Origin of the sequence: Streptomyces sp. YS-3, assembly GCF_045257485.1 — a bacterium.
Taxonomy (GTDB): domain Bacteria; phylum Actinomycetota; class Actinomycetes; order Streptomycetales; family Streptomycetaceae; genus Streptomyces.
The window spans coordinates 1-10,529 of the sequence record NZ_JBJHPC010000236.1 but is presented as its reverse complement, the minus strand read 5'-3'; the positions used below and the strand labels follow the sequence as shown (position 1 = coordinate 10,529).

Sequence of the window (10,529 nt, the reverse complement as noted above, 5' to 3'; positions counted from 1 at the left end):
GTACGGCGACCGCGTACGGTGGATTCGCAGGCACCGACCGGAGGGCACCCACGATGAGCGCGCTACCGCACGAGAAACCGCCTCGGACATGCGCCTCGCCCCACCGGGTCGAGGCGCAACACGAAGCGCAGAGGTGGATCCAGCGGTGTACCGCGCGGTATTTCGTGGCGTTCTGGGTCGGATGGACCGTTACGGCAGTTTTCGCGCAACCTGGTTACGCCTCGGGGCAGTCGGAGACCTTCGAGAAAATGTCGCGATGGGAATCCTTCAAAGACCACATGTCTGCTAGTCCCGGCATGTTTCTGCTGATTGCGGTTCCGTCCCTGATCCTGCTCCTGCTGATCGGGTACCGAGGTCAAGCAATGCCCAAAATGAAACTCAGGACCGTGGCGGGGGTTCTCCTCATGCTTCCGCTCTGGTTCCTGCTCATTGCGGGCGATGGAACCATGCTGGCTACTCAAATAGCCGTCCAGGGGCTCTTCGCCGCTGTCGCCATACCAGCGCCAGCAGAGCCAGATCAACACTGATAAACCCTCAAAGGGACGGACCATACGTCACCATCCGCCCCTTCGTGCCAGGAAGGAAGCGCGCAGCCTTCTACGGGGGCCACGCCGTTGAGGAGGACCGCACCCCAGGCGCCCTCTCCAGCGAGGGAAGGACGCAACAGCGCTGTGGACACCAACCGCTGACACCACCGTACGCTCAGCCACGCCCCCGCACAGAGCACACATCAGAACATGCCAGTCAGCTCAAGCGGCGCTTCACGAGCGGCTGGACCGTCACGTGCCCCCCGGCTGCACGAGGAGTTCGCGCACCCGGGGGGGGCAGGCGGCCGGCGCGTCGTCCACGACGTGCTCGACGCCTTGCAGTGGATGCCCTCGAGCGCCGACGGCCCACGTGGTCCAGGTCTCCGCTGTGGTGGACGCCTCGGCATGGATGCCGACTTCCTCCGAGACTCCGGGATACAGATCGGCACAGCGGCGGCCGTAGGCGGCGGCGCCTCCCTCTGCCGGTGCTTCGAAGATGCCTTCTGCGCAGTGCGGCCAACTGCAGCGTTGGCCTCCGACGTCCACCCGCCGTCTCCCTCGATCCTGATATCCGCGCGCGTCCAGGGCGCGAGGATCAGGGTGACACGCGCCCACCGGCGCACCGCCACCGCCTCACTCCAGTGAACGCGCTGCCCCGGCCGGCACCCCCCTGCTCGACGCCGCCAGCCCTGCAACCACGACAAGGTCCTGGGGGTTCGACGGTCTGGAGTGTCAGCGGCCTGGCGAAGAGTCGTGACCTAACGGCTCGAGGCACGGCCAACCGCCCCCGCTACGTCCTACTTCTCCTCCGGCTCCCAGGCGCGGAGCAGGTCGAGCAGCCCTGCGTCTCCGCCAACGTGCAAGGATTCGGCCTGGATCCGGTCGTACAGGTAGAGGACCAGCTCACTGGCCGTGCCGTGGACGGAGGCGCCAGCTGCGTCCGAGTCCTCGCCGGTCGCGGCGGTGGGCGCGGGGATGCGGGTGGTGCGTGCGCCGTCGCCGTCGACGGTCAGGCGCCAGGAGCGGCCCTCGGCGGCGTGGAAGTCGAAGGCCGTGGGCTTGTGCGGCCAGGCACTCGGCGTTGCGCAGACGGTGAACAGGAACTCCTCCACCCCGTCGAGTGCCAGCCCGACCGGCAGCGGCTGCGGGGCGCCCCCGGCGAGCTCGGCGTCGTAGGTGTGCACCGCGGTCTCCTGGACCCGGTGCCGGGCGGTGCCGCCGGCGGTCTGCGGTGACTGCGACGCGGGCCACCACGTCCAGCAACGGCTCTGCGGTCCCGCCGCGCGCAGGGCGTCCAGCAGAAGCTGCGTCGACTCATCCAGCCAGGCCAGCAGGGCCTCACGCTCCTGCGGCACTTCCAGCGCGGCGCGCGCAGCGACGGCCTCGGCCGGGGGCCCGTCGGCGGGCCCCGCGCCGACGATGGCGGCCCAGAAGCGGTCTCCCCCGCCCAGGTGCTTCACCAGATCGAACAGTGTCCACCCAGGGCAGGTCGGCACCTGTGCGTCGAGACCGGGCGCGGCGGCGACCACGGCGCGGAAGGCGGTCGACCGTTCATCGATCAGTCGCAACAGGTCGGGGAACTCAAGATTCTTTTCCACTCCGGATGTCTATCATCGTGCTCCGCTGATCGGACAGCGATTTTCACAGTCGGCGCCGGTTGGCCATCGCTGGCATCGTCCTCGCCTCCCACCACTCGGGTGACAAGCTGCGCACTGCTCCGAGGTCACTGGCGGTGGCGGTACGCCAGTCGTCGCGCCCTGTGGGTGCTCCGACATCGTCGCGCGGCCGGACACCTCGGCGCCGTGACGTCCACCCGGCGCGCGCGGTCATGCTGCCGCTCGATGTGATGGACGCGACGGTCACGACGGCGGCGGAAGACCGGTCGGATCGGGAGTTCAGACGACTCCCGATCGACCAGCACTCCTCAAGTTCGGAACAACAACAGCCACTCACTGCAGTGTCCGATGTGCTGAGGATCTCAGGCGAGGTCTGTGACGCTGCCTACGCGACCGACCAAAGTGACGCACGCTCCCTATTGGATCGCAGAGGAAGGCGACTTGATGGAGACCCTCAAGCGAGAGAAGCTCTCGCCGCCCCGGCGCGAGCTGATCCTCGCCAGGCTCGCCGAAGTCCAGTCGGTCACGAACCGCTTCAAGGACGAGGAGGTCAGCGTCTGATGCCGGTGTCCGCTGCCACGGAGTTGAAACTGCGGGAGGCCATGGCCCGGCTGCTGGTGGGTGAGCCTCTGCACACCGACGGGGCCCTGACCAAGGAGAACCTCGCCCGTGAGGCGATGGTCCACCGGGCCGAGGACCTCCTCGCTGAGTGGGACGCCAAGGTCGGTTGCCCGATCCTCCGAACCCTCGGCGAGGTGTCCCGGGATGAGACGATCGCCGAACTCCGCAAGCAGTTGCGAGAGGCGAAGGGCCAGGTCACCGAGGTCCAGGGCAAGCTCGATGCACTCGCGGCGGTGGCTGCGAACCTCTACCACGAGAACATCACGCTCAAGAAGAAGCTCTGCAGCAGCCGACGTCTGGCATCGGTCCCGGCCTCGGCGTGACCGCGGACGTCGGGCACGAAGTTGTACGCCGTTGAGCACGTATCCCTGTGCTTCCCCCCTCGAGGACGTGGGGAAGCACAGGGATACGTGCTCAGGCCGCGATGCCGAGTTCGGCGCGGGTGCGGTTGACGAACTCGCGGACGGCCGGCTCGCGCCGCCACGGGCTGAGGGCGGTGTTGAACTCGCGGACGTAGTCCTTGGCCCGGGAGGACTGGACGCGGGCGAGGATGTCCACGGACCGGTTGCCCAGCTCGAGGCCGTGGTCGAGGTCGCGGGCCTGAAGGTGGGCGGTCCCCACGATCGCAAGCCGCATCCCGACCGAGCGGGTGAACACCCCCGACGGCATGGCGGCGGCCCGCCGGTTCCAGGCCAGGGCTGCCTTGGGGTTCTTCAAGTCCCGGAAGACCTCGGCGGCGTCCGCGGAGAGGCGGGCATGGTGATAGAAGTCGATCCAGGCGGGCTCTGAGCCGCTGAAAGCCTCTGCCTGGCTCAGGAGGTCCTCGGATGCCGCCAGGGCCCGTGAGGCGGCCCTGGCGTCCCTCTCGCGGGCATGGGCACGGGCCTCGATCAGCTTGGTGAAGGCCAGCACCCTGGGGGCGGCCTGCCCCTTGGCCCGCTCGAAGGCGCCCTGGGCCATATCGACAGCCTCGGAGGCGAAGCCCCGCAGCAGTGACTGCATGGCCATCGTGGTCAGGACATAGCAGCCCAGCTCGACGTCCCCGCCCGCGCGGGCCAGGCGGAGGGCCTGGATGAAGTGCCGCTGGGCGACATCGTGCTGGCCGACGTCGAACGCGGTCCACCCTGCCAGCCTCGACAGCTCGGAGGTCACGGAGAACAGGTCCCGGCCGACCTCGTCGGTGAAGGAGCCCCGCAGCAGCGGGGCGGCGCGCTCCTGGAGGCAGACGGTGACGGAGTTCGCCTTCCAGTTCCCGCCGCCGTATTTGGAGTCCCAGCGGCGGGCCTCGTCAGCCGCGTCCCGGAGTTCTTCCAGGTCGGCCCGGCCGACCTGCTTGCCGCCGGCCATGTCGGCGCCATCGTCGGCGGGGGTGACCAGCCAGCGGGTCACGGGGGTGGTGAACGCGGACACGGCGAAGCCGGATCCGGTCAGGAAGTCGCGGCGGTTCACGAAACTCCAGAACGAGGTGGCCACTCGGACCGCATCGCCGCGGTCCCGCGGGAAATCCAATCCCACATCCGCTTCCGGTGTCTCCGCATCGGCCATTCCGATTTCACCAAGTGCCACCGGTCGGCCTAGCCGTTCGGAGATCGCCTTGGCCAGGAACATCGGCACCGGCCACTTGGGGATCATGCCCCGCTGGCACCAGTTCGCGATGGAGGTATGCGAGTAGTCCGTGACCACCCCTGCCTGCTGGGCGAGCTGGTTGACCCGCAGGGCCAGGGACTTGTGGCTCGCTCCGCACGTCTCGATGAGCCGGGCCAGATCCGCGTTCGGCGGACGCTTCCGACGGCTGGTCGACGCCACCCGAATCCCCTCTTTCACCAGGTCAGCAACCGCAATCGCTGACGAGGAAACGCCATGGGGCCGGCCGCGTCGACTGGGCATTTTCAGTCGTACGCCTTCCGGCGGGGCACGGAAAGTCGGATGCCCTCCCGCGTCTGAGGCACTGAGGGTATTGCCCTGCGGACCCTGAGTGAACCGGTTTCGCGAGTTGTGAGCCCCCCTGCGAGCCCTACCCGGCATGGGGCGCCGACCGGTCTGATGAGGGCACAGGCCGCCGCCGGGACGCCTGGAACGGCTCCTGGCGGCGGCCGCCGCCAGGCACCACGACTTCACGCTCGGGGGTGAACCAGATGTGCGGAATCGCAGGACTGGCCGGAGGCGACGCCATCCGGCACGAGAAGACCGTCGCCGCGATGGGCGACTCGCAGCACTACCGCGGCCCGGACGGCACCATGCACGCCGCCAGCCGCGACGGGCGGGCGGTGCTGGCCATGAACACCCTCCTGATCGTCGACCCGCAGGCCATGCCCGGCCCCTACCTCGACCGGGACACCGGCCTCCTGCTGGCCTTTAACGGGGAGATCTACAACTGGCGGCAGCAGGCCGCCGCCTGGGGCATCGAGATCAGCGAGCGCGAGTCGGACGCCCACTTCCTGCTGCGGGCCTGGGCCAAGATCGGCCCGTCCTGCCTGGACGGCCTCGACGGCATGTTCGCCCTCGCCGTCTACGACCCGCGGACCGCGAAGCTGTTCCTGGCCCGCGACCGGCTCGGAGAGAAGCCGCTCTACTGGCGCCTGGACGGCGGCCGGCTCGCGTTCGCCTCCGAGGTCACCACGCTGACCGGCTACGGGCCAGCCCCGCTGGTCTTACGACCGGAGGTCACCGCCATCGAGACCCCCGTCGGGGTCGACACACCGTTCCAGGGCATCCAGCTGCTGGCCCCGGCCACGCTGCTGTCCTTCGACGTCACCACCGGCTCCATCGACCAGATGACCTGGTGGCACTTGGAGGACCGGTCCCCCTACGCAGGCACCTACGACGAGGCCCTGGCAAGGTTCTCCACGATCCTGGCCGAGCAGATCCCGCTCAGGTCCCCGGCCCGCGACTTCGCCCTCCTCCTCTCCGGCGGGCTGGACTCGGCGGTGCTGGCCTACCTGATGCGGCCCCCGGTCTGCGTCACCGTCCGCTACCCGGGCCAGGACCGCCTGGACGAGTCCTCCACGGCCGCGGTCATCGCCCGGAACATCAAGGCCGAGCTGGTGGTGGTCGAGCCCGACCACGTCGACTTCACCACCGCCCTGCCGCAGATGATGCGGGCCCTGGACTACCCCATGGGCAACGCGTCCGCGTTCTCCGAGCACATGGCCTACCGAAAGATTGCCGACCTCGGCCTTCGCGTCGTGATCGGCGGCCTCGGCCCGGACGAGTTCCTCATGGGCTACGTCCGCCAGGCCCTCGTCCTCTTCGGCCCCGACGCCGTCCTGAACGCCGGGCTGGAGGCATACCGACCCCTGGCCGCCAAGCTCATGCACACCGCCGGCGAACCCCTCGCCCCCGCCGAGGCGGTCACTCGGCTGATCCTGCGCGGGCCGGATCCCGACGGCCGCGTCCGCGACCTCGTGGCTGACGCGATGGCCCGCGCGGGAGGGGACCTCGTCCGCGGCCTGACCCTGGCGGACCTGGCGACGGCCTGGAGACCGCTGGTGATGACCAGCGACAAACTCGCCTCCGCCTACGCGCTCGAACGCCGGTCCCCCTACCTCGCCCGCGACCTGGTCGAGCTCTCCTACCGGTTGCCCGTCGACCACAAGATCACCGACCCAGCCCAGGGCAAGCGGATCCTGCGGGATGCCGCCAAGGCCCTCGGCCTGCCCCGCGAGGTCTGGGGCAGCCGGGACAAGCTCGGCTTCGCCTCCCCGGTCCCCTCCTGGCTCAACGGCAACCTCGCCGGCTGGGCCGATACGCAGATCCGCATGGCCCTTAGCGACGCCCCGTCTGCATTCCGTCCCCTCCTCGAGGGGGGGTCTGAAGCCCGGCGGACGGTTCGACCGCACCCGCATGCAGGCCCTCATGGCAGCCGCCTGGTTTTCGGACCAGACGGTGAGGGCTGCCGCATGATCCCCAACTCCGTTACTACGGTGAGGGGATGCGCTACGAGACCACCGCCACCGGGGAGCCGACCGCCGCCCGCGGAGCCATCGCGATCATCTCCAACCGTCGCGGCGAACTCCTCCTCCACCTCCGCGACGACTTGCCGAACATCGCCTGGGCCAACCACTGGTCCGTCCTAGGAGGCGGATGCGACCCCGGCGAGTCCCCGGCTGACGCGATCGTCCGCGAGCTCGACGAGGAAGCCGGCCTCACCGCCTCGAACCTGACCGAACTGTTCGAGATCCGCGACGAGCACGGCTCCGGACAGATCATCACCTTCTTCGCCGGCTCCTGGGACGGCGACGAGACAGCGCTGCCTCTCGCCGAGGGGGTCAAACTCCAGTTCTTCGCCCCCGAGCACCTCGACATCCTCACGATCCCGCCGTTCATCCGGGACGGGATCCACCGCTATCTGGCCGCCAGGCCCTCCTGATCACCCCGCCCTTCCGGACGGGGCAAGGGTGGGGCCGCCGCCGGCGGCCCCACCCGAAGGGACACCCCGCTCATGAAGATGACCGTGATCGGATGCGGCTACCTCGGAGCCACCCACGCCGCCTGCATGGCCGAACTCGGCCACGAGGTCCTGGGCATGGACTCCGACATCGACAAGGTCCACACCCTCAACACCGGCAAGGCCCCGTTCTTCGAACGAGACCTGGACGACCTCCTCACGAAACACACCGCGTCGGGCCGGCTGAAGTTCACCGCCTCCTACGCCGAGGCCGCCGAGTTCGCCGACCTGCACTTCATCGGCGTCGGCACCCCGCAGCAGCCCGGCAGCGACGCCTACGACCTCACTCACCTCTTCGACGCCGTCACCAAGCTGGCCCCCGGCCTGACCCGCCCGGCAGTCGTGGCGGTTAAGTCCACCGTCCCCGTCGGCACCGCACCTCGCGTCGCCGAACTCCTGCGCAAACACGCTCCCGCCGGGGACCTCATCGAGGTGGCCTGGAACCCGGAGTTCCTTCGCGAGTCGTTCGCGGTCGAGGACACCCTGCGACCCGACCGGCTCGTCCTCGGCTTCAACACCGAGCATTCCTGGGCCGAGGCCCTGCTGCGGCAGGCGTTCGGCAAGATCATCGAGTCGGGGAGGCCGACGATCGTCACGGACTGGGCCACCGCCGAGCTCGCCAAGGGCGCCGCGAACTCCTTCCTCGCCACCAAGATCTCCTTCATCAACGCGATGGCCGAGGTCTGCGAGAAGTCCGGCGCCAACGTCGCCGAACTCGCTGACATCCTCGCCCACGACATCCGCATCGGCCGCTGCGGCATGCGTCCCGGCCTCGGCTTCGGGGGCGGCTGCCTGCCCAAGGACCTCCGCGGCTTCATCACCCGCGCCGACGAACTCGACGCCGACGAGGCCGTCGGGATCCTCCGCGAAGCCGCCGCGGTCAACGCCCGCCGCCGCCAGCGCGTCATCGACCTCACCCTCGCCGAACTCGGCACCGACCTGCGCGGCAAGCGGATCACCGTCTGGGGCGCCGCTTTCAAGCCCGAGACCGACGACATCCGCGACTCGCCCGCCCTCGCCGTCGCCCAGGCCCTCCACGACCTCGGCGCGACCGTCACCGTCACCGACCCCAAGGCCCTCGACAACGCCCGCAAGCTCCACCCCGAACTCGACTACGTCGAGGACCCCATCGCCGCCGCCGACGACGCCGACCTCCTCCTGCACCTCACCGAGTGGCACCAGTTCTCCCACATCGACCCCAAGCGACTCGCCGCCCGCACCAACAGCCCCAAGGTCATCGACGCCCGCGGCACCCTCCACACCGCTCAGTGGCGCGACGCCGGCTGGATCACCCGAGCCCTCGGCCGCATCTGAATCGACGTCGTGCGCCAGGGAGCGGACCCAGTCCGCCTCCTGGCGCGCGGCCTTGCCCCGGGAAGCCGTTCCCCTGCGGCACAGGCCGGGTCAGATGCTGAACGCTGCGGCGTAGTGGACGGTTCCGCTGGGGAGGGGATGGTCGGCGTCGAGGCTGAGTGCCATCAGGGCTTCGTCCGGAACGTCGAAGCTCACCGTGATGCCGTGGAGCGAGGCACGGACGAATCCGAACCGGGGATAGTACGAGGGGTGTCCGAGGACGACCACATGGTGTTCGCCCAGCGACTTTGCCGCGGTCAGGGCCGCGCGGACGGCCGCGGTGCCCGCACCGGTCCGCTGCCATTGTGGGTGGACGGCGCACGGCGCCAGACACAGGGCCGGTGTGGTGCCGATGTGGCAGCGGGTCAGCAGGGCGTAGCCCACCGGACGGCCGGCCTCGTCCGCTGCTACGAGGGACAGTCCTTCGATCCAGGCGGTCGGGTCGGCGCGCAGCGCGTCAACGAGGTCGGCCTCCAGCGCGGTGGGGAAGGCGGCGAGATGGATGTCGCGGATGGCAGGGATGTCGGCGCTGGTTTCGGCGCGCGTGATCCAGGAGTTGCCCATGACGATGCAAGATCCGTTTCGGGAGAGGTTCGCGTGTGACGGCCCGCGAGCTCACGTTCTCAGCGGGGCAGGTATGAGGGTCAGGCCACAGCCCCGGACGTGAGAGAGATCCGGGCGCTGGACACGGTGGCCCTGAGCGCGGTCATCAACCCCACCTCCTCAGTCCTCAAACTTTTGGTCGCACACGAACACAGCAACCGTACAGCGCTCCAAGCACCCACCGCCATCGCTCCGGCCTCATAAGATTCCGCTGCCGGGACTCGCGTAGCTCTACATCCGGGTGCGTGGAGTGAGGTATTGGATTTGTCCGAATGCCATGCCGTGAGGGCGGCCTGGCGCCATGTGGAGGGGCTTCGTCGTAGTCATTCGGTGGCCGCTATGAGGGCTGCTGCGAGGAGCGCGCGGGGACCGTCCGGCATGTCACTGTGCAGGACTTCTGTGCGGTGTACCAGTCGCGGCGTGGAGACAGGGACCGCGCTGATGCCGGGTATACCGTCGATCACCGGCTGGGGAAGCAGGGCGAGTCCATGTCCTGTGGCGGTGAGTACGATGAGGCCGCGCACGTCGTTTCCTTCGTAGCGCAGGGACGCGCGGTAGCCGTCGGATCCGCTGGTGATGCGCAACTGTGCGAGCGGGACAGCGGTGTCGGGGGCATCGATCCATCGGGCGTCGGCGAGGTCGACCAGGCGAAGTCCGGCGCGGGTGGCGAGCGGGTGCCGGGCAGGCAGTGCCACGGCGAGCGGCTGTTCGGTGACGGGCCTCACGGTGAGTGGTCCGACTTCGGGGAGGTGGAGCGGGTCGTTGGGGGCGGCCATGCCGTCGACCAGGCCGAGGTCCACAGCGGCGGTCGCGACGTCGCGGGTGACTGCCTCGCGGCTCAGGACCCGCACCGTCACCTCCAAGCGGGGCTGCGCTTGCCGCACGCCGGCAAGCGCCCTGGCGAGCCGTGACGTCATGGCCAGCGGCGAGACCCCGATGACGAGGTGGGCGGCAGGCGCTGCGGTCAGGCGCGTGATGTCCGCGCGGGCGGCGTCCAGTCGCAGCAGCAGCGGCCCGGCGTGCTCGAGCAGCCGGACGCCGATATCTGTCGGGGCGACCGGGCGCCGTTGCAGGAGGACCGCTCCGAGGTCGCCCTCGAGTGCGGCGATGTGCTGGGATACCGCCGACTGCGTGTAGCCCAGGTCACGGGCCGCCTGGGAGAACGAGCCGCAGCGGGCCACAGCCACGAAGGTGCGCAGAAGATGCGGATCCATGCCCATCAGTATCACTAATGGAAGGGTCAGAGATCATCGTTGGCGCTGTACTCGGCTACCGGTCCAGGATGGCCGCATGCCTGAGTCCCAGAACTCCTCGCCCGCCCGCCTCGCCCTGGTGGGCGACCGCTCCCCCAGCGTCCGCGCC

The 10,529-nt window shown here is 69.4% G+C and carries 9 protein-coding genes; 5 read left to right on the top strand and 4 right to left on the bottom strand.

The genetic code is table 11. The features are described from left to right. Positions 1 to 164: 164 nt before the first annotated feature. Positions 165 to 527 carry a hypothetical protein gene (locus tag ACJA3G_RS19815; RefSeq protein ID WP_406554355.1) on the top strand — a complete coding sequence of 121 codons (363 nt, stop codon included), beginning with the start codon at positions 165 to 167 and terminating at the stop codon, positions 525 to 527. Between the two features lie 797 nt (positions 528 to 1,324). Here the strand turns inward: ACJA3G_RS19815 and ACJA3G_RS19810 are convergent. Continuing rightward, entirely contained in the window at positions 1,325 to 2,125 is an 801-nt protein-coding gene (locus ACJA3G_RS19810; RefSeq protein WP_406554354.1) for a maleylpyruvate isomerase family mycothiol-dependent enzyme, read from the bottom strand. 578 nt (positions 2,126 to 2,703) lie between these two features. Between ACJA3G_RS19810 and ACJA3G_RS19805 the strand changes: the two genes are divergently transcribed. Then, positions 2,704 to 3,087: a hypothetical protein gene (locus ACJA3G_RS19805; protein ID WP_406554353.1), complete on the top strand. Its 384-nt coding sequence runs from the start codon at positions 2,704 to 2,706 to the stop codon at positions 3,085 to 3,087. A gap of 91 nt (positions 3,088 to 3,178) precedes the next feature. Here ACJA3G_RS19805 and ACJA3G_RS19800 read toward each other — a convergent pair whose 3' ends face one another. Next, a complete protein-coding gene (locus ACJA3G_RS19800) occupies positions 3,179 to 4,570 on the bottom strand; it encodes a sporulation protein (RefSeq protein ID WP_406554352.1) in 1,392 nt (463 codons plus the stop codon). A gap of 329 nt (positions 4,571 to 4,899) precedes the next feature. Here ACJA3G_RS19800 and ACJA3G_RS19795 point away from each other — a divergent pair, with 329 nt between their 5' ends. The 3 genes from ACJA3G_RS19795 to ACJA3G_RS19785 all read left to right on the top strand — a co-directional run bounded on the left by ACJA3G_RS19795 (position 4,900) and on the right by ACJA3G_RS19785 (position 8,525). Continuing rightward, positions 4,900 to 6,840 (top strand): asparagine synthetase B family protein, encoded by a 1,941-nt coding sequence (locus tag ACJA3G_RS19795; RefSeq protein WP_406554351.1) that lies wholly within the window; start codon positions 4,900 to 4,902, stop codon positions 6,838 to 6,840. Beyond that, the gene (locus tag ACJA3G_RS19790; RefSeq protein WP_406554356.1) at positions 6,747 to 7,133 is read left to right on the top strand and encodes an NUDIX domain-containing protein; all 387 of its coding nucleotides are present in this window, start codon (positions 6,747 to 6,749) and stop codon (positions 7,131 to 7,133) included. The genes ACJA3G_RS19795 and ACJA3G_RS19790 overlap by 94 nt, the downstream gene beginning before the upstream one ends. A gap of 72 nt (positions 7,134 to 7,205) precedes the next feature. Further along, entirely contained in the window at positions 7,206 to 8,525 is a 1,320-nt protein-coding gene (locus ACJA3G_RS19785) for a UDP-glucose dehydrogenase family protein (RefSeq protein WP_406554350.1), read from the top strand. A 90-nt stretch (positions 8,526 to 8,615) separates the two neighbouring features. Here the strand turns inward: ACJA3G_RS19785 and ACJA3G_RS19780 are convergent, their stop codons facing one another. Continuing rightward, complete coding sequence (locus ACJA3G_RS19780; RefSeq protein WP_406554349.1) at positions 8,616 to 9,128, bottom strand: GNAT family N-acetyltransferase; 513 nt, start codon at positions 9,126 to 9,128, stop codon at positions 8,616 to 8,618. Positions 9,129 to 9,490: 362 nt separating this feature from the next. Next, entirely contained in the window at positions 9,491 to 10,381 is an 891-nt protein-coding gene (locus tag ACJA3G_RS19775) for a LysR family transcriptional regulator (RefSeq protein ID WP_406554348.1), read from the bottom strand. Positions 10,382 to 10,529: the final 148 nt, after the last annotated feature.